This window comes from Pantoea sp. BJ2, from assembly GCF_040255075.1.
In the GTDB taxonomy this organism is placed as follows: Bacteria; Pseudomonadota; Gammaproteobacteria; order Enterobacterales; family Enterobacteriaceae; genus Pantoea; species Pantoea leporis.
This window is the reverse complement of record NZ_CP158292.1, coordinates 3,353,770-3,373,501: the sequence shown is the minus strand read 5'-3', so window position 1 is coordinate 3,373,501 and position 19,732 is coordinate 3,353,770. Positions and strand designations below refer to the sequence as shown.

General features: G+C 56.9%; 16 protein-coding genes. 13 read left to right on the top strand and 3 right to left on the bottom strand.

Annotated elements, in window-relative coordinates; all coding sequences use genetic code 11:
• Positions 1–48: 48 nt before the first annotated feature.
• The 8 genes from pepP (at position 49) to AAF463_RS15535 (ending at position 10,461) form a co-directional block, all read left to right on the top strand.
• Entirely contained in the window at positions 49–1,371 is a 1,323-nt protein-coding gene (gene pepP / locus AAF463_RS15570; protein WP_350261064.1) for a Xaa-Pro aminopeptidase, read from the top strand.
• Positions 1,368–2,546, top strand: coding sequence for a 2-octaprenyl-6-methoxyphenyl hydroxylase (ubiH, locus tag AAF463_RS15565; RefSeq protein ID WP_101761950.1), 1,179 nt, complete (start codon positions 1,368–1,370; stop codon positions 2,544–2,546). The genes pepP and ubiH overlap by 4 nt, the downstream gene beginning before the upstream one ends.
• Before the next feature lie 20 nt (positions 2,547–2,566).
• Positions 2,567–3,769 carry an FAD-dependent 2-octaprenylphenol hydroxylase gene (ubiI, locus tag AAF463_RS15560; RefSeq protein WP_101761951.1) on the top strand — a complete coding sequence of 401 codons (1,203 nt, stop codon included), beginning with the start codon at positions 2,567–2,569 and terminating at the stop codon, positions 3,767–3,769.
• Between the two features lie 422 nt (positions 3,770–4,191).
• Positions 4,192–5,289 (top strand): glycine cleavage system aminomethyltransferase GcvT, encoded by a 1,098-nt coding sequence (gcvT, locus tag AAF463_RS15555; protein WP_350261063.1) that lies wholly within the window; start codon positions 4,192–4,194, stop codon positions 5,287–5,289.
• 23 nt (positions 5,290–5,312) lie between these two features.
• Positions 5,313–5,699, top strand: coding sequence for a glycine cleavage system protein GcvH (gene gcvH, locus AAF463_RS15550; RefSeq protein WP_192236450.1), 387 nt, complete (start codon positions 5,313–5,315; stop codon positions 5,697–5,699).
• Between the two features lie 98 nt (positions 5,700–5,797).
• Positions 5,798–8,671 (top strand): aminomethyl-transferring glycine dehydrogenase, encoded by a 2,874-nt coding sequence (gene gcvP / locus AAF463_RS15545; protein ID WP_350261062.1) that lies wholly within the window; start codon positions 5,798–5,800, stop codon positions 8,669–8,671.
• Between the two features lie 185 nt (positions 8,672–8,856).
• Complete coding sequence (locus AAF463_RS15540; protein WP_350261061.1) at positions 8,857–9,600, top strand: SDR family oxidoreductase; 744 nt, start codon at positions 8,857–8,859, stop codon at positions 9,598–9,600.
• Positions 9,601–9,807: 207 nt separating this feature from the next.
• On the top strand, positions 9,808–10,461 hold the full coding sequence (locus AAF463_RS15535; RefSeq protein ID WP_110867988.1) for a hemolysin III family protein: 654 nt from the start codon (positions 9,808–9,810) through the stop codon (positions 10,459–10,461).
• A 60-nt stretch (positions 10,462–10,521) separates the two neighbouring features.
• Here the strand turns inward: AAF463_RS15535 and ygfZ are convergent, their stop codons facing one another.
• Positions 10,522–11,505 carry a tRNA-modifying protein YgfZ gene (ygfZ, locus tag AAF463_RS15530; RefSeq protein WP_101761957.1) on the bottom strand — a complete coding sequence of 328 codons (984 nt, stop codon included), beginning with the start codon at positions 11,503–11,505 and terminating at the stop codon, positions 10,522–10,524.
• A 218-nt stretch (positions 11,506–11,723) separates the two neighbouring features.
• Here ygfZ and sdhE point away from each other — a divergent pair, with 218 nt between their 5' ends.
• Positions 11,724–11,990 carry an FAD assembly factor SdhE gene (gene sdhE / locus AAF463_RS15525; protein ID WP_101761958.1) on the top strand — a complete coding sequence of 89 codons (267 nt, stop codon included), beginning with the start codon at positions 11,724–11,726 and terminating at the stop codon, positions 11,988–11,990.
• Positions 11,991–12,024: 34 nt separating this feature from the next.
• Positions 12,025–12,384 carry a protein YgfX gene (locus AAF463_RS15520; protein ID WP_350261060.1) on the top strand — a complete coding sequence of 120 codons (360 nt, stop codon included), beginning with the start codon at positions 12,025–12,027 and terminating at the stop codon, positions 12,382–12,384.
• Here AAF463_RS15520 and fldB read toward each other — a convergent pair.
• Positions 12,381–12,899 (bottom strand): flavodoxin FldB, encoded by a 519-nt coding sequence (gene fldB, locus AAF463_RS15515; protein ID WP_101761960.1) that lies wholly within the window; start codon positions 12,897–12,899, stop codon positions 12,381–12,383. The two genes, AAF463_RS15520 and fldB, sit on opposite strands and share 4 nt — an antisense overlap.
• A 100-nt stretch (positions 12,900–12,999) precedes the next feature.
• Here fldB and xerD point away from each other — a divergent pair, with 100 nt between their 5' ends.
• The 3 genes from xerD to recJ are packed head-to-tail and all read left to right on the top strand — an operon-like array spanning position 13,000 to position 16,363.
• Positions 13,000–13,893: a site-specific tyrosine recombinase XerD gene (gene xerD / locus AAF463_RS15510; RefSeq protein WP_008108233.1), complete on the top strand. Its 894-nt coding sequence runs from the start codon at positions 13,000–13,002 to the stop codon at positions 13,891–13,893.
• A gap of 22 nt (positions 13,894–13,915) precedes the next feature.
• Complete coding sequence (dsbC, locus tag AAF463_RS15505) at positions 13,916–14,629, top strand: bifunctional protein-disulfide isomerase/oxidoreductase DsbC (protein WP_101761962.1); 714 nt, start codon at positions 13,916–13,918, stop codon at positions 14,627–14,629.
• Positions 14,630–14,635: 6 nt separating this feature from the next.
• Positions 14,636–16,363, top strand: coding sequence for a single-stranded-DNA-specific exonuclease RecJ (gene recJ / locus AAF463_RS15500; protein WP_101761963.1), 1,728 nt, complete (start codon positions 14,636–14,638; stop codon positions 16,361–16,363).
• A gap of 95 nt (positions 16,364–16,458) precedes the next feature.
• On the opposite strand, the gene AAF463_RS15495 is transcribed toward recJ, so the two are convergent.
• A complete protein-coding gene (locus AAF463_RS15495; RefSeq protein ID WP_350261059.1) occupies positions 16,459–19,218 on the bottom strand; it encodes an autotransporter domain-containing protein in 2,760 nt (919 codons plus the stop codon).
• Positions 19,219–19,732 lie beyond the last annotated feature (514 nt).

The following is a 19,732-nucleotide window of genomic DNA, read 5'->3' as shown; positions in this document are numbered from 1 at the left end:
GCGTCAATGCGGGTGCGTTGTGGCCCGTCTTCAACAGGGAGTGCAAACATGATTACCTTGGATACGTTTCAACAACGTCGTCAGGCGCTGATTGCCCGCATGGCGCCAGGCAGTGCGGCGTTAATTTTTGCTGCACCTGAAGTGACGCGCAGCAACGACACCGAATACAGCTTTCGTCAAAACAGCGACTTCTGGTACTTCACCGGTTTTAATGAACCGCAGGCGCTGCTGGTCTTAATCAAAAGTGATGATAAGCACAATCACAGCGTGCTGTTCAATCGCGTGCGTGACCTGACGGCCGAAATCTGGTTTGGTCGCCGCCTTGGCCAGGATGCCGCACCGGCGAAACTGGGTGTCGATCGCGCTTTGCCGTGGGATGACATCGGCGAGCAGTTGCATCAACTGCTTAACGGCCTGGATGTGGTTTACCACGCGCAGGGCGAATACGCAGAAGCCGATCAGCTGGTGTTCAGCGCGCTGGACAAACTGCGTCGCGGCTTCCGTCAAAACCTTAGCGCGCCCGACACAGTTACCGACTGGCGTCCGTGGGTGCACGACATGCGCCTGTTCAAAAGCGCAGAAGAGATTGAGATTATGCGCCGCGCCGGAAAAATCAGCGCGCTGGCTCACACGCGAGCGATGCAAGCCTGTCGTCCGGGCATGTTTGAATATCAGCTTGAAGGCGAAATTCATCACGAATTCAATCGCCATGGCGCGCGTTTCCCCTCGTACAACACCATTGTCGGTTCGGGCGAAAACGGCTGTATTCTGCACTACACCGAAAACGAATCGGAAATGCGCGATGGCGACTTAGTGCTGATTGACGCAGGCTGTGAATTCCACGGCTACGCGGGCGATATCACCCGCACCTTCCCGGTCAACGGCACCTTTAGCGAGCCGCAGCGCGCCATCTACGACATCGTGCTGGCTTCGCTCAACAAAGCGTTGTCGATGTTCCGTCCGGGCATCAGCATCCATGACGTCAACGACGAGGTGGTGCGTATTATGATTACCGGCCTGGTCGATCTCGGCATTCTGGATGGCAATATCGATACGCTGTTTGAAGAGCAGGCGCATCGTCCTTTCTTCATGCACGGTTTGAGTCACTGGCTGGGGCTGGATGTGCACGATGTCGGCCATTACGGCACGCCAAGCCGCGACCGCGTGCTGGAGCCGGGCATGGTGCTGACGGTTGAGCCTGGCTTGTATATCGCGCCAGATGCCAAAGTACCGCCACAATATCGCGGCATTGGCATTCGCATCGAAGATGACATCGTCATCACCGCCGACGGCAACGAAAATCTCACCGACAGCGTAGTCAAAGACGCTGACGCGATTGAAGCCTTGATGGCGGCGGCACGTCACGCATGAGCATTTTGATTGCCGGCGGCGGCATGACCGGTGCGACTCTGGCGCTGGCGATTTCACATCTGACGCAAGGCCAACTGCCGGTTACCCTGATTGAGCGCAGCCAGCCCGACAGCCGCGCGCATCCCGGTTTCGATGGACGCGCGATTGCCCTGGCGGCTGGCACCTGTCAGCAGTTAGCGGATATCGATCTGTGGCGCTCGCTGGCCGATTGCGCCACGCCCATCACCGATATTCACGTTTCCGATCGCGGTCATACCGGCTTTGTTTCGCTTAAAGCGCAAGATCATCAGTTGCCTGCGCTCGGTCAGGTGGTTGAACTGTTTGATGTCGGCCAGCGGCTGTTTCAACGCCTGCAAAAAGCGTCAGGCGTCACGCTGCGCTGCCCGGATCATGTAACTTCGGTAGCGCGTACGGCGGATAATGTGCAGGTGATGTTGAACAGCGGCGAACAGTTGGCAGGCGCATTACTGGTGGCCGCTGACGGTTCGCGTTCACCTTTAGGCGCGTCCTGCGGTATCACCTGGCAGCGCGATGATTATCAGCAGCTGGCGGTTATCGCCAACGTGTCGACGCAGTTGCCGCATCAGGGCCGCGCCTTTGAGCGCTTTACCGAATACGGCCCGCTGGCGCTGTTGCCGATGTCCGGCAACCGCATGTCGCTGGTGTGGTGCCACCCGCTTGAGGCGCAAGCAACGATTAAGCAGTGGGATGATGCGACCTTCCTGCAAGAACTGCAGCGCGCATTCGGCTGGCGTCTGGGGCGCTTCACGCATACCGGTCAACGCGAGCATTATCCGCTGGCGCTGCAAACCGCTGAACGTCAGGTGACACATCGTCTGGCGCTGGTGGGCAACGCGGCGCAAACGCTGCATCCCATTGCCGGACAAGGCTTCAACCTGGGTCTGCGCGACGTGATGTCGCTGGCGGAAACGCTGGCAGGCGCATATCGTCAGCAGCAAGATCCCGGCAGTTTCGCGGTATTACAGCATTTTGCCGCGCGACGTCAGCCCGATCGTGCCGCCACTGTTGGCGTCACTGACGGTTTAGTCCGACTGTTTGCTAACCGCTATGCGCCGTTGGTAGCAGGACGAAATCTTGGGCTGGTGGCGATGGACCATCTGCCTTGGCTACGAAATCCACTTGCCGCGCGCACGCTCGGCTGGGTTAAGCGTTAAGCACGAATTAAGGGGCAGCAATGCAAACTTTTGATGTGGCAATTGCCGGAGGCGGCATGGTGGGTTTGGCCGTCGCCTGCGGACTTCAAGGCAGCGGCTTACGCGTTGCCGTGCTGGAAAAAGCACCCGAGCCACAGTTTGATCCGGCGGCCAATGCGTCGATTCGCGTCTCCGCCATCAACGCTGCCAGTGAACGTCTGCTGCAAAAGCTCGATGTCTGGTCGAGCATCCTGGCGCTGCGCGCCAGCGCCTATCACGGCATGGAAGTGTGGGATCAGGACAGCTTTGGCTCAATCAGCTTTGATGACGAGCAGCAGGGTTTATCGCATCTTGGCCATATTATTGAAAACGAAGTGATCCATAGCGCGTTGTGGCAGCGTGCCAGTCAGAGCAGCGATATTACGCTGTTTGCCCCGGCGCAGCTGCAGCAAGTGGCGTTTGGCGACAACGAAGCCTTCATTACGTTGCAGGATGGCAGCATGATGAGCGCACGTTTGCTGGTGGCGGCCGACGGCGCCAATTCGTGGCTGCGCGATAAAGCGGATATCCCGCTGACTTTCTGGGATTACGAGCATCACGCGCTGGTGGCGAACATCCGCACCGATATGCCGCATGATGCGATTGCGCGTCAGGTGTTTCACGGCGACGGTATTCTGGCGTTCCTGCCGATGCAGGATCCACACTTATGCTCGATCGTCTGGTCGCTCGCGCCACAGGAAGCGGCACGCTTGCAATCGATGCCGGAAGCGCTATTTAATCAGCAGCTGTCGGTGGCGTTTGATATGCGGCTTGGCTTGTGTCAGGTCGAGAGTGAACGTAAAACCTTCCCGTTGACGGCACGTTATGCGCGTAACTTTGCCGCGCACCGTTTGGCGCTGGTCGGCGATGCCGCCCACACCATCCATCCGCTGGCCGGGCAGGGCGTAAATCTCGGCTTTATGGATGCGGCTGAATTAATTGGTGAAATTCGGCGATTGCATCAGGAAGGCAAAGACATTGGCCAGCATCTCTATCTGCGTCGCTATGAGCGCAGCCGCAAGCACAGTGCGGCGATGATGCTGGCGGGGATGCAGGGTTTCCGCGAGCTGTTTGCTGGCACCCATCCCGCGAAAAAGCTGCTGCGTGATGTTGGCCTCAAGCTCGCCGACACGTTACCTGGCGTTAAACCGCTGATGCTGAAACAGGCGATGGGGCTTAACGATCTACCCAGATGGATACGCTAATCATTTCAGCTGACGGCGCCCAATTGGGCGCCGTTTTTCTTTCCTGCACCCCAATGATGCAGCGATGCACCGCGATCGCGCCTCGTTTGATTTATTCTAATTTGACGCCGTAATTCGCATTAGATTAATTCATGTCATAGCCCTGCGTATGCCGGACCATTTCTTAATCCTGTGGCGTGTATTCCCTCAATTTGCTGCATGAAAGTAATTTAGTCGTATTTTGTGCGAGGCTAATCACAATAATGCAGTGATTTATGCTGGGCGTTGTTCGATGATTTGATGAAAGGTGGTAGTGTTTCGCCCTCGTTTTCCTCATGGTTAATTGCCACATTAGGTGATAACTTCAGCACAAAGAGAACGTTTGCGTCAGCCTCATTAGGCGACGCAGGCGCGTCACACTCACTTGTCTTCACAGGATGGTTATGACTCAGCAAACGCCTCTATTCGAACAGCATCAGGCAAGCGGTGCACGCATGGTGGACTTCCACGGTTGGATGATGCCGCTGCATTACGGCTCGCAAATGGATGAGCATCACGCGGTGCGTAACGATGCCGGCATGTTTGATGTTTCCCACATGACCATCGTCGATCTGCACGGCGCACGTACCCGCGAATTCCTGCGCTATCTGCTGGCAAACGATGTCGCCAAGCTCACCCAGCCGGGCAAAGCCCTGTATACCGGCATGTTGAATGCCTCTGCTGGCGTCATTGATGATTTGATTGTTTACTTTATGAGCGAAGATTTCTTCCGTCTGGTGGTGAACTCCGCTACGAGAGAGAAAGATTTAGCCTGGATTAAACAGCATGCGCAGCCGTTTGGCGTTGAGCTGACCGAACGTGACGATTTGGCGCTGATTGCGGTGCAAGGTCCAAACGCGCAGCAGAAAGCACAAACGCTGTTGAGCGCCGCTCAGCGTGATGCCGTTGCCGGCATGAAACCCTTCTTTGGCGTGCAGGCCGAAAACCTGTTTATCGCTACCACCGGCTACACCGGCGAAGCGGGTTATGAGATTGCCATGCCAGCGACTGAAGCCGCCGCTTTCTGGCAGCAGCTGTTGGCCGCAGGCGTTAAACCGGCTGGACTCGGTGCGCGTGACACGCTGCGTCTGGAAGCGGGCATGAACCTGTACGGTCAGGAGATGGATGAGGGCGTTTCGCCGCTCGCCGCCAATATGGGCTGGACCATCAGTTGGGAACCTGCCGATCGCGATTTCATTGGCCGTGATGCTCTGCAAGCGCAGCGCGAGCACGGCACCGAACAGCTGGTTGGCCTGGTGATGACCGAAAAAGGGGTGCTGCGTAACGGGTTAACGGTGCGCTTCACCGATCAACAAGGTCAGCCGCAGCAAGGTATTATTACCAGTGGTTCCTTCTCACCAACCCTGGGTTACAGCATCGCGCTGGCGCGTGTGCCAGCCGGCATTGGTGAGCAGGCGATTGTGGAAATCCGCAACCGTGAAATGCCCGTGAAAGTTTCCAAACCGATTTTTGTTCGCGCCGGTAAGCCGGTTGCCCAGTAATTTTTTTTTAGGAGAAATGGCCAATGAGCAATGTGCCAAGTGAATTGAAATACCGCGATAGCCACGAATGGGTCCGTAAAGAAGCCGACGGCACCTTCACTGTGGGTATCACCGAACACGCACAGGAACTGCTGGGCGATATGGTGTTTGTCGATCTGCCAGACGTCGGTGCCACCTTCGCGGCCGGTGATGACTGCGCCGTTGCGGAGTCGGTGAAAGCGGCTTCAGACATCTACGCGCCACTGAGCGGTGAGATTGTTGCGGTGAACGACAATTTGGGCGATTCGCCAGAGCTGGTGAACAGCGCGCCGTACGCCGATGGTTGGCTGTTCCGCATCAAAGCCAGCGACGAATCAGAACTCGACGCGATGCTGGATGCCGATGCCTATAAAGCCGCGATCGACGAGTAACCGGTAGTGGCAGAAGGTGGCGCGCTGCGTCACCTTCTTTTTATCTGCCTGATTTAACGCCATTTTTGTAACCCAGCCCGATTCAGGATTCACTGCAAATGACCCAGACTCTCAGCCAGCTTGAACACAACGGTGCTTTCATTGAGCGCCACATCGGTCCTACGCCGGAACAACAGGCCTTAATGCTGGAAGCGATTGGTGCCAGTTCGCTCTCCTCATTGATCAGTTCTATTGTGCCTGCCGACATCCAACTGCCAGGCCCGCCTGCAGTAGGCACTGCGGCGACCGAGCAGCAAGCGCTGGCAGAGCTGAAAGCCATTGCCAGTCAGAACCAACGCTACAAATCCTGGATCGGCATGGGCTACAGCGCGGTGATCACGCCGCCCGTCATCCTGCGCAATATGCTGGAAAATCCAGGCTGGTACACCGCGTATACGCCGTATCAGCCAGAAGTGTCGCAGGGCCGTCTTGAGGCGCTGCTCAACTTCCAAACTCTGACGCTGGATCTGACCGGTCTGGACATCGCTTCCGCGTCACTGCTGGACGAAGCGACCGCTGCTGCTGAAGCAATGGCGATGGCCAGGCGCGTTAGCAAACTGAAAACCGCCACCAAATTCTTCATCGCCGATGACATCCACCCACAGACGCTGGATGTGGTGCGCACCCGCGCAGAAACCTTTGGGTTTGAACTGATTATTGATCGTGCTGACAAGGTGCTGGATCACGATGATCTGTTCGGCGTGTTGTTGCAACAGGTGGGTACGCACGGTGAAGTGCACGATTACCGCTCACTGATTGCCGAGCTGAAAAGCCGCAAAGTGGTGGTGAGCGTAGCCGCAGATTTCATGGCGCTGGTGCAGCTAGAGGCGCCAGGCAAGCAGGGCGCAGATATCGTCTTTGGTTCTGCCCAGCGTTTCGGCGTGCCGATGGGTTACGGCGGACCACACGCCGCGTTCTTCGCCAGCCGCGACGAGCACAAACGCTCGATGCCTGGTCGCATTATTGGTGTATCGCGCGATGCCGCCGGGAACACCGCGCTGCGTATGGCGATGCAAACCCGCGAGCAACATATTCGTCGTGAGAAAGCCAACTCCAACATCTGTACATCGCAGGTGCTGCTGGCGAATATCGCCGGTCTCTACGCGGTGTATCACGGTCCGGTTGGCCTGAAACGCATTGCCTCACGTATTCACCGTCTGACCAGCATTCTGGCCGCGGGCCTGCAAAACGGTGGCCTGAAGCTGCGCCACAACAGCTGGTTCGATACGCTGACGGTTGAAGTGGCCGATAAAGCGGCGGTGCTGAACCGCGCGCAGAGCTTCGGCGTCAACCTGCGCAGCGATATCCACAATGCGGTTGGCATTACGCTGGATGAAACCACCGCCCGTGAAGATGTGCTGGCGCTGTTCGCCATTCTGTTGGGCGATGCGCACGGTCAGGACATTGATGCGTTGGATGCCGCCGTTGCTGCGGAAAACAGTGCGATTCCGGCTGGTCAGGTGCGTGAAAGCGCCTTCCTGACGCACCCGGTGTTCAATCGTCATCACAGCGAAACTGAGATGATGCGCTACATGCACAGCCTGGAGAAAAAGGATCTGGCGCTGAACCAGGCGATGATCCCACTCGGTTCGTGCACCATGAAACTTAACGCCGCGGCGGAGATGATTCCGATCACCTGGCCGGAATTTGCCGAACTGCATCCGTTCTGCCCGGCTGAGCAGGCGTCGGGTTATCTGCAGATGATTGGCCAGCTGTCGCAATGGCTGGTGCAGTTGACCGGCTACGATGCGCTGTGCATGCAGCCCAACTCGGGTGCGCAGGGCGAATACGCCGGCCTGCTGGCGATTCGTCGTTATCACGAAAGTCGTAACGAAGGCGGCCGTAATGTTTGCCTGATCCCGAGCTCGGCGCACGGCACCAATCCGGCATCGGCGCAGATGGCGGGCATGTCAGTTGTGGTGGTGGCGTGTGATAAACAAGGCAACATCGATCTTGGCGATCTGCGTGAGAAAGCCTCGCAGGTGGGTGAGCAGCTGTCGTGCATCATGGTGACCTATCCGTCAACACACGGCGTTTATGAAGAAACCATCCGCGAGGTGTGCCAGATCGTGCATCAGCACGGCGGCCAGGTGTATCTCGACGGCGCCAACATGAATGCGCAGGTCGGTATCACCACGCCAGGTTATATCGGCGCGGATGTATCGCACCTTAACCTGCACAAAACCTTCTGTATCCCGCACGGCGGTGGCGGTCCGGGTATGGGGCCAATCGGTGTGAAAGCGCATCTGGCACCGTTCGTGCCGGGTCACAGCGTGGTGCAAATTGATGGCGTGCTGACACAGCAGGGCGCGGTATCTGCCGCACCGTTTGGTAGCGCATCGATTTTGCCAATCAGCTGGATGTATATCCGTATGATGGGCGCAGAAGGTCTGAAGCAAGCGAGTTCGGTGGCGATCCTGAACGCCAACTACATTGCCAGCCGTCTGCAATCGGCCTATCCGATTCTGTATGCCGGCCGCGATGGCCGCGTGGCGCACGAATGTATTCTCGACATTCGTCCGCTGAAAGAGCAGACCGGTATCAGCGAGCTGGATATTGCTAAGCGTCTGATCGATTACGGTTTCCACGCACCAACGATGTCATTCCCGGTTGCGGGTACGCTGATGGTTGAACCCACGGAATCGGAAAGCAAAATCGAGCTGGATCGCTTTATCGATGCGATGCTGGCTATTCGCATGGAAATCGATCGCGTTGCCGATGGCGAATGGCCGCTGGAAGATAACCCGCTGGTGAACGCACCGCACACGCAGACAGAAATCGTTGGCGACTGGGCGCATCCGTATACCCGTGAGCTGGCCGTATTCCCGGCCGGTAGCGCCAATAAATACTGGCCGACGGTGAAACGTCTGGATGATGTATTTGGCGATCGCAATGTGTTCTGTTCGTGTGTACCAATGAGCGAATACCAATAATTTAGCCGTCATACTTTGAGCCACAGCGGCGTTGGCTGCGCTCATTCACCCCGGTCACTTACTGATGTAAGTGACCGGGGATGAATGAACTTGCCGCCTTGCTGTATCTCAAATTATTTAGGCTAAAGTAGCGGGTGATATTTATGAAAGGGCCGATTGTTCGGCCCTTTTTTGTGGAGGCAAAAATGGATCTGGCTTTGATTACCGGCGGTAGTCGCGGCATTGGACGCGCAACCGCACTATCGCTGGCGCAGGCGGGTTATCGCGTGGCGATCAACTATCGTCAGCGTGCAGCCGAAGCGGCAAGCGTGGTGGCAGAGATTGAAGCGCAGGGCGGCAGTGCGTTTGCGCTGCAGGCCGATATTGGCGATGAAGCGCAGGTCATACGTATGTTTGCCGAATTGGACCAGCAAGAGGGCGCGCTGCGAGTGCTGGTGAATAATGCCGGTATTTTGTTTACCCAATGTCGGGTGGAAGATCTGGATGCCGAACGTATTCAGCGCGTATTCGCCACCAACGTTACCGGCACGTTCATCTGCTGTCGTGAGGCGGTAAAACGCATGGGCACGCATCATGGCGGCAAAGGGGGCGCCATCGTCAATGTGTCATCCGCTGCGTCACGTCTCGGTGCGCCAGGCGAATATGTGGATTACGCCGCTTCAAAAGGGGCGATGGATACGCTGACTAAAGGGTTGTCGCTGGAAGTGGCATCGCAAGGCATTCGCGTCAACAGCGTGCGTCCTGGCCTTATTTATACCGATATGCACGCCGATGGCGGCGAGCCGGGTCGGGTCGATCGCCTGGCGAGCGCATTGCCAATGGGACGCGGCGGCCAGGCAGAAGAGATTGCTGCCGCAATTGTCTGGCTAGCGAGCGATGCCGCGTCTTACGTGACGGGCACCTTTATCGATGCGGCTGGCGGACGATAATCACCAAGCCGGTATCAAACCCGACCCCATAAAACAGTATGCGTGCGGAGTGTCGCCTTGCATGGCGACCGATTCATTCAAACCCTCGCCTGTCACACCCACTCACAGATTTATTTTAGCGTACATGTGTACTCTGAAAATTATCCCGGTTACTCTGGTTGCTCAGAAATAGCACACTCGCTTTTTCCGTTGTTCAGGAATCCCCTCATGGTACAAACCCCAGTTATTGCCCAGGGCTACTCATTGGCAGAAGAGATCGCCAATAGTATCAGCCACGGAATCGGCTGCATTTTCGGCATCATTGGCCTGGTGTTGATGTTGACACAAGCCGTTGAATCCCAAGCTAACGTTACCGCGATCACCAGTTACAGCCTGTACGGCGGCAGCATCATTCTGCTCTATCTCGCCTCAACGCTGTATCACGCCATTCCCCATCAAAAAGCCAAATACTGGCTGAAGAAATTTGACCACTGCGCCATTTATCTGTTGATTGCTGGCACTTACACGCCGTTCTTGCTGGTGGGGCTCAATTCGCCGCTGGCACAGGGCTTAATGGTGGTGATCTGGAGCCTGGCGCTGGCCGGTATCCTGTTTAAAATCGCCTTTGCCCACCGCTTTGAAGCGCTGTCGCTGGTGACCTATCTCGGTATGGGCTGGTTGTCGCTGGTGGTGATTTATCAGCTGGCGATCAAACTGTCGCCGGGCGGGATTTGGCTGCTGGCTGCCGGTGGCATTGTCTATTCGCTAGGAGTGATATTCTACGTCTCGCGCCGTATTCCTTACAGTCACGCCATCTGGCACGGTTTTGTGCTCGGCGGCAGCGTGTTGCACTTCTGCGCGATTTATTTTTACGTGATGTAAGCTCAATCCAGGTCGCCGAAAATGGCGACCTTACGTGTTTAGTACGGACCCGGCCCGCAATTATTCGGTTAATGAATACGGCAGCGGCTGAATGGTCAATTTGCCACTTTCGTCGCCTTCCACGCGCAGTACGCTATCCGGCTCCAAATCATTATTCATCACCACCTGCACCCAAACGCTGCCGTCATCCAGCTGCACACCGCTCAATACGGTGCCGGTGCGACGCCATTTATCGCCCATCTGCAGCTCCATCGAACCGCCAACCTCCGGCACTTTGCTGGCTTTACCTGCCAGCCAATAGAGTGCGCGTTTGTTCGCACCGCGGAATTTGGCGCGTGCCACCATCTCCTGGCCGGTGTAACACCCTTTTTTGAAGCTGATGGCATCCAGCGCCTGTAGGTTAGTGGCTTGTGGAATCAACTGCGCGCTGGTGGCGCTTTCAATCACCGGAATGCCCGCTTCGATATCCAGCGCCAGCCATTGCAGGCTGTCGTTGAACTGCGCTTCTCCCGCCAGTTTCTCTTTCAACGCATTCGCCTGTTCAGGCGTGGTCACCAGCAGGAAACGTTCGGCTGGCTGATCAAACCACAAAAGCGTGCTCTCACCTTGCTGTACTACCGGCGTTTCGGCATCCGGCAGTGTGCTGAATACGCCTGCCAGCGCGGCGCGCGCCTGGAAACCGGCAACGCCGAGCAGCACCGCTTCATCATCAGCGACGATGGTGACTTTGGCGAACACCGCGTATTTCTTCAGTTCGGTAAGCTGCTGCTCACGCAGGTTGCGACGCACCACGTAAGCGTAACCTTCGCTGCGATGGAACAGACGAATGTTGCTCCACATTTTGCCTTTGGCATCGCAGTGCGCGGCGGGACGATGCTGCGTCTCGCCCATCGCCGCGACATCCAGCGTCAGCTGACCTTGCAGATAAGACGTGCTGTCGTTGCCTTGCACCTTAACCAGCGCCCATTCGTCGAGCGAAATCAGGGTTAAAGGCAGGCGTGACGATGCAGCAGGCTGGCGAGGTGGAAGGGTAAAAATCGACATGTCTCTTTCCTGATTAATGAGGTAATAGGTTGCAATGGTAAAAGAGCAGTGCGGCTTTGCAACCTGTTTACTGAATATGGCGCACAAATCGCGTGATACCCATTGCAAACTGGGGGATGTAACACCGAGGTATTGCACAGGGTTAAGCACAGCGCCTGCAGCGAGAAAAAAAAGCAGGTACACTGAGCCCCACTGTTTTTAGTCATGGAACCTGAGACATGGAAATTAACGACAAAGCCCGCGTCCAATGGGCATGCCGTCGCGGCATGCTGGAGCTGGATATGGCTATCATGCCGTTTTTCAAATTTGAATATGATTCGCTGAACGACACCGATAAGCAGGTTTTTATCGCGCTACTAAAGAGTGACGATCCCGATCTGTTCAACTGGTTGATGAATCACGGTGAACCGGTTGATCCCGAGTTCAAACGTATGGTGAAACTGATTCAGCAGCGCAACCGTGAACGCGGTCCGGTGGCAATGTGATCTGCGAGCGTCACGCAGTGCGCGCGCACTGAATGTGACGCTTTTTCTACTGTGCACCGGTTTGCTGCTGGCGCTGGAGTGGCCTGACGCGTGGGCGTGGAGTAAAGCGCCGGTGTTAGTGCTGCTGCTGGCGGAGTGCTGGCGTAACGAGCGCCGTCTGGTACAGCGCGTAGGTCATTTGGGGCTGGACGTGAAGGGCAATTGGCTGTGGCGCGGCGTGCGCTGGCGAGCGGAACGTAAGGCGGATTGGTTGCCGTATGGCGTTTTGCTGGTGCTGCGTAATCAGCAGGGAAAACGCTGGCGGCTGTGGTTAATGCATGACAACCTGCCGCCCGGTGAATGGCGCACGCTGCGCGCCTGCTGTTTTCTAAGGGATGGTCAAACGCTGCCTTAAAGCAGCGCTGCGGTTTCCGTCAGAATCTGTTCGCACCACTGCTCAATGCGCTCATCGCTCTGTTCGAACTGGTTAACATCGTCGAGCGCCAAACCGACAAACTGCGTGCCATCGGCGGTCAGCGGTTTTTTGCTGGTGAACTCATAGCCTTCCAGCGGCCAGTAACCCACAAACTGCACGCCCATCGGCTGCAGCAGTTCGTGCAGCATGCCCAGCGCATCAAGGAACCATTCGGCGTATTCGCCCTGATCGCCCATGCCGTACAGCGCCACGATTTTTCCGCGCAAATTCAGCGCCGGAATCTGCGGCCAAATCGCTTCCCAATCTTCCTGTAACTCACCGAAATCCCACGTCGGAATGCCAAGGATCAGCAAATCGTACTGCTCCATCAGCGACGGATCGTCATCTTTCAAATTGTGCAGCGTGACTAATTCTTCACCGATAAAGTCGCGAATCTTCTCCGCCGTCATCTCGGTGTAACAGGTACTCGAACCATAAAACAAACCGATATTCATGCAATTAATGCTCTGTCTGAACCTGACTCGGGGGCAATTGTACCAGAAGCAGGCTACTTTCAGGCATAATGAGCACGATTTCACACGGGCGGAGAGTACAGTGCAGGACAGCGATCTGATCGAACAGTTTCTGGATGCGCTTTGGATTGAGCGTAATCTGGCGCAGAATACGCTCGCCTCTTACCGGCAGGATCTCCAAACGCTCACCGGCTGGCTGCATCACCACGATCGCACGCTATTAACGCTTGAAGCGCTTGATTTGCAGCAGTTTCTTGCCGAACGCGTTGAGGGCGGCTACAAAGCCACCAGCTCGGCGCGCACCCTCAGCGCCATTCGCCGCTTGTGCCAATATCTCTATCGGGAAAAAGTGCGCAGCGACGATCCCAGCGCGCTGCTGTCGGCACCGAAACTGCCGCAGCGTCTGCCGAAAGATCTCAGTGAAAACCAGGTCGAACGCTTGCTGCAGGCACCGAGCATTGATGTGCCGCTCGAACTGCGCGACAAGGCGATGCTGGAGCTGCTGTACGCTACCGGTTTACGCGTAACGGAGCTGGTGGGTTTGACCATCAGCGATATCAGCCTGCGTCAGGGCGTGGTGCGCGTAATCGGTAAAGGCAACAAAGAGCGTCTTGTGCCGTTAGGTGAAGAAGCGGTTTACTGGATTGAATACTATATGGAACATGGTCGGCCGTGGCTGCTCAACGGGCAAACACTGGACGTGATGTTTCCCAGCCAGCGCGCACAGCAAATGACGCGGCAGACCTTCTGGCATCGCATTAAACACTATGCGACCCTTGCCGGTATCGATAGCGAAAAGCTGTCGCCGCACGTGCTGCGCCACGCATTTGCCACACATTTACTGAACCACGGCGCCGATTTACGCGTCGTACAGATGTTGCTGGGCCACAGCGACCTCTCGACCACCCAAATTTATACGCACGTCGCCACTGAGCGCCTGCGTCTGTTACATCAACAGCATCATCCGCGCGCTTGAGATGCGGTAACAAGGATTTAAGATGAAAAAGCAGCTAACGATGCTGGCTCTGCTGGTCAGTGCATTCACTGGATTGGCGCATGCCGATGACAACGCTATTCAGCAAACGCTGAAAAAACTGGGATTGCAGCAGGCTGAAATCCAGCCGTCCCCGCTGCCGGGTATCAAAACGGTGCTGACCGAAAGCGGCGTGCTTTACGTCTCCGAAGACGGCAAGCACATGATTCAGGGCCCGCTGTATGATGTCAGCGGCACCCAGCCGATCAACGTTACTAACCAGCTGCTGGACAAAAAAGTTACTGCGCTGGCGCCAGACATGATTGTCTATAAAGCGCCGAAAGAGCAGCACGTCATCACCGTGTTCACCGACATCACCTGCGGCTACTGCCGCAAGCTGCATGAGCAGATGGCCGACTACAACGCGCTCGGCATCACCGTGCGCTATCTGGCCTTCCCGCGTGAAGGTCTGAATGGTCAGGTAGAAAAAGCCATGCGCGCCATCTGGTGCAGCGCCGATCGTAACAAAGCTTTCGATGCAGCAATGAAAGGCGATGCGCCGCAGATGGATGCGCCAGCGACCTGCAAAATCAATATCGAGCAGCAGTACAAACTCGGCATCCTGTTTGGCATTCAGGGTACGCCAGCCATTCTCACGGATAGCGGCATGATGATTCCTGGCTATCAGGGACCGCAAGAGCTGAAGCAGGTGCTTGACGGCCAGAAGCGTGGCGGTTAACGCACAGTGATTCATTCTGTTGAATTGCGTCGGCGCGAAGCCGAGACCGAAGCCAGCTTACCCGCTGATTTGCCCCCTTTGCTGCGCCGCTTGTATCTGCAACGCGGCGTGAAAGAGGCGCTGGAACTGGAGCGCGGCGCTAAACATCTGCTGCCGTGGCAAACGCTGGGCGGCATCGAAGCCGCCGTAACGTTGCTGCATCAGATGCTGCTGGCGGGCAAACGTATCGTGGTGGTGGGCGATTTCGATGCCGATGGCGCCACCAGCACCGCGTTAACCGTGCTGGCGCTGCGCAGCCTCGGCGGTAATGTGGATTATCTGGTGCCAAACCGTTTCGAAGATGGCTACGGTTTGAGTCCGGAAGTGGTCGAGCAGGCTAAAGCGCGCGGTGCGGAGATGATCCTCACCGTCGATAACGGCATCTCATCACATGCCGGAGTGGATACCGCGCATCAGCACGGCATTCCGGTGCTGGTTACCGATCACCACTTGCCGGGCGAAACCTTGCCCGCCGCCGAAGCGATTGTTAATCCGAACCTCAACGACAGCGAATTCCCCTCACGTTCGCTGGCGGGTGTTGGCGTGGCCTTCTATCTGATGCTGGCGCTGCGTGCGCACCTGCGTCAGCAAAACTGGTTTAGTGAGAGCCGAGCCGAGCCAAATCTGGCGGAGCTGCTGGATCTGGTGGCGCTGGGCACCGTGGCCGATGTGGTGCCGCTGGATGCCAACAACCGCATTCTGGTGTGGCAAGGTTTGAGCCGTATTCGCGCGGGCAAATGCCGTGCCGGGATTCGCGCGCTGCTGGAGATTGCCAACCGCGATGCGCGCCAACTCGCCGCCAGCGATCTCGGTTTTGCCGTGGGTCCGCGCCTGAATGCTGCCGGTCGTCTGGATGATATGTCGGTCGGCGTGGCGCTGCTGCTCACCGAAGATATTTCCCAGGCGCGCATGCTGGCGAATGAACTCGATGCGCTGAATCAGACGCGCAAAGAGATTGAGCAGGGCATGAAAAGCGAAGCGCTGGCGCTGTGCGATGAGCTGGAGCGTCAGCATACCGATCTGCCGCTTGGACTGGCGTTCTACCATCCCGAGTGGCATCAGGGCGTGGTGGGGATTCTGGCGTCGCGCCTGAAAGAGCGCTTCCATCGCCCGGTGATCGCCTTCGCCCCCGCCGGAGACGGCACGCTGAAAGGTTCGGGCCGCTCAATTGCGGGTTTGCATCTGCGCGATGCGCTGGAGCGTCTCGACACGCTGTTCCCTGGCTTAATGATCAAATTTGGTGGTCACGCCATGGCAGCCGGATTGTCACTGGAAACCGCGAAGTACGAGGAGTTCCGTGCGCGATTTGCCGCGTTGATTGATGAGTGGCTGGATGGCGAAGCGTTGCAGGGCGTGATTTGGTCGGACGGCGAACTGCATGCGCAGGAGTTTACCCTGCATACTGCCGAAATGCTGCGCGAGGCCGGTCCGTGGGGCCAGGCATTCCCGGAACCCGTGTTCGATGGCAAGTTCAAGCTGTTACAACAGCGGTTAGTGGGCGAGCGTCATTTGAAAGTGATGGTCGAGCCGCTCGGCGGCGGCCCGCTGTTGGATGGGATTGCCTTCAACGTGGATACCACGCTGTGGCCAGACAGCAGCGTGCGTCAGGTGCAGCTGGCCTATAAGCTGGATATCAACGAATACCGCGGCAATCGTTCGGTGCAATTGATCATCGATCACCTTTGGCCGCTGTAGTTCACTACCAAAACGCGCAATGCATCGCGCCGCTACCTGTGCACGTATCCGTAGCGGCGCGATCTATCGCGCTCAGTTGACCGATTAAACGTTTATCAGAAACTCACATCCACACCGCCGCGCAGCACTTTTTCGTCACCGCGATCGGCGAAGTGCTGATCGGCGCGCAGGAACAGGCGCGCGCGTGACGTCTGCGCCACATCCAACCGCACACCTAACCACTGCGAACGGCGATCGAGCTGCATGCCGGGAATCGTGAAACGGTTCTGGTCATCGCCAAATCCGCCCCAGCGCGCGCTGACATCCATCGACGGATTGTTGAATGCGTACTGGTATTCGCCATAAAGACTCAGCATGCTCCACAATCCAGCCGACCAATCCTGCCGTGCGCTGATACTCAAACCGCTATAGCCGACGCTGCGTCGATAGCTGTCGCCGTCGCCGCTCAGACCAAACGCGCTGCCCTTATCCTCAAACGCACCGGTATCCAGCCCGGTTTCACGCCAGCCGAGATAGGGTTCGAGGCGATAATTCTCCTCAATTGTCCAGCGATAGCCGCTTTGCAGCGCCGCCTGCCAGCTGTTGCTGCTGGTGGTCGATGACACCGGCGAAGCTTCATCCAGCAACACCAGACGCTTTAACTCATCGCGACCATGTTGATAGCTGAGATTGCCCTGCAGATACCATGCTGGCGTCAAATCGTAGCGGCCATACAGCATCGCGCCTTGCAAGCGATTACGGCTGGTGCCGCCGGTTTGGTCGTAGGTGGAATCGATCTGATTCTGCGTCCAGGCCACGCCCACACGCAGACCAGAAATACCCAAATCGCTATCCACGCCCAGTGCGGTAAGCGTGTTGCGGTAATCGGTGCCGAGGTAGCCCGCCTGATCCAGTGAACCGCGCAGTTGACCGCTCTCCAGCCAGAAACCGTAACGATTGTCGGCGCTGGCATCGGCGATACGGTTACTCAACAGGCGGCTTTGATAATCCAGCGCGTTAAACAGTACCGCGTTGCTGGAAGCGTGCGCCTGACCGGAAAGTGAATTGATGGCGGCCTGCGCACTGCGGGCATCTGCCAGCGACTGAAACGCTCCTGCTGCGCCCAGCGCTGACTGCTGCGCACTGCTCAGTGAACCCTGTTGCTGCCAGCTGTCCGCTACGCTAAACGCCTGCTCCAGATTCGCGGCCGTTTGCTGAGTGCTGGCGCTGTTCATGCCCAGCGCTGCCGCTACTGCTGCGGTATTTTTACGCGTCAGTTGGCCAGTGACGCTGTTAGCGTTGTAGCTGACCGAACCATCAAGAAACACGCCAGTATTGACCTGACTGAACTGGCCGCTAACACCCGCATCGCTGGTCAGCAGCGTTTCCTGCTGTTTCACCACATAAGTTGATGAGGGTGGCGCGAGGTTCAGCGTGCCGTCCAGCGTAGAGTGGCCTGCTACACGCAGCGGGCTGTTTAACGCGATATTGAGCACGCCATTACTGCGTTGCTGGTAATCGCCTTGCACCTGCAAACCGCCGTTGACCGTTCCCTGATTGAGTAAGCTGCCGCCAATCACACCGCTGCCACCTAAAGTGCCGCTGCCGCTGACGTTGGCACTGCCAGCAATCGCACCCTCAATCAGCAACGTATTGGCGGCAACGCTGGTCTGGCCGAGGTAACTGTTGTTAGCGGTTAACCGCAGCACGCCGCCATTATTGGCGCCGTCGAGTATCAGGCCACGATCGCCGCTGATGGCATTCGAGAAGACATAGCTACCCGCATCCAGACTGGCGTGAAAATCATTGGCCCAGAACATTGCCGGACCGTTGAGCGCTTTCGCCTGGTTGAGATCGCCCCAGCCGAAGGTGTTGTTGTAAGGCCGCCCGTTGGCGCTATCCGCAGCGCCTGCGTAAGCATCGCTGCGATAAGTGGCGGTGGTCAGCAACGTTTGCTGCAGGTTGTAGCCGCTCATCCACGGAAAGCGCTGCAACACTTGCGAAGCGGCCGCAGCGGCGCGCGGCGCGGCAAACGAGGTGCCGTAGCTACGCGCATTTACCCAGGTACCATCGGCGTTATGAAAGCGATAATCGGTGTATCCCGGTGCGCTCAGGCACCATGCCGCGGCGTTACCACAGGCATCAAACGGCCCGGTTAACGCCGCGCGGTTCGCCGTGTCGTATGAGGTGCTGTCCATCACGCCGGTAACGGCCAGCATATTCTTTTGCAACGCGCTGTCCTGATAAATCAACGGCAGCTGCGCGTTAGGGGACGGTGTTGCAGTGCCGCCATTGCCGGTGATCACCACCGCCAAACCGTTAGCCGCTGCAATCTCACGCATGCTTTGCACCAGCACCTGATAGTGCGGCTGCGCATCGGATAGCGCCTGTGCGGAGGTTAAGCGCTCGCTGGAGGCGTACGACATATTGAAAACCCGCACGCCCTGGCTCAGCAGGCCGCTCACCGCACGGGCGGTATCGTCGTATTGAAAGATATTGTTCTGCGATGCCTGCGCCACATACAGTGTGCTGCCCGGCGACAGGCCTAATAACGTCAGCGCCACCACGGTGCCGTGACCGTTAATGCCCTGATTATCATTCAAACTACTGCCGCCGCCGACGTAGCTGGTGAACTGCACGTTGGCATAATTGATTTCACTGCGATCGGGCGATAACCCTGAATCAATAATGCCGACTTTGCTGGCATTGCCTGAAGCGCTGGGCTGAGCTGGCGTGGGTGTCTCAGGCGTGCCGGTGGTGGGCGAGGTTGCCGCGCTTCCGCCACCTCCGCCGCCACCACCACCGCAGGCGGCAAGTAACAAAGGCATTAACAAGGCAAGCAGGCGCGGTGAAGTGCGCAAACCGGGAATAAACATCGATACTCCTTCATGTCTCTCAGGACATGTTGTGCCCGCTCACGTTTACGGGCGCTGATTACTGTGTCATTCCCTGTCGAAGCTGCGCATTCCTGGCGATCGTGGTGACAAACGGTCTGGACGTCAGTGATGTCCATCGGGGGGATAGTCACTGAGCAAAATGATAAAAGGGCGCTAATAAATCGATAGGCTGAATATCAGCTGCTTAATGGCGTTATTTGAGACGTGTCTGCTTTCTTGCAGGAAATTTCTCACAAGACAATTCTTAATGATTTATCGTTATAAATCATGATCTTTAATGGCGTCATTCGGCGCTAATTGCCTTATCTTTGCAGGAAAATTCCTAAGAAGGTTCTGAAGGCGAGGTATTTGCGGAGGTGTTTGGGAAAGCGTAGCGGGTAAAGCTTTCCAGAAGGATAAGAACTTTTTTTCTTACGGCGGAGGCGCGCTCACTCAGGCGGCGTGCAATGCTACAAAGTGCGCACACTTTCGGGTAAACTAGCGCGTTAGTTTT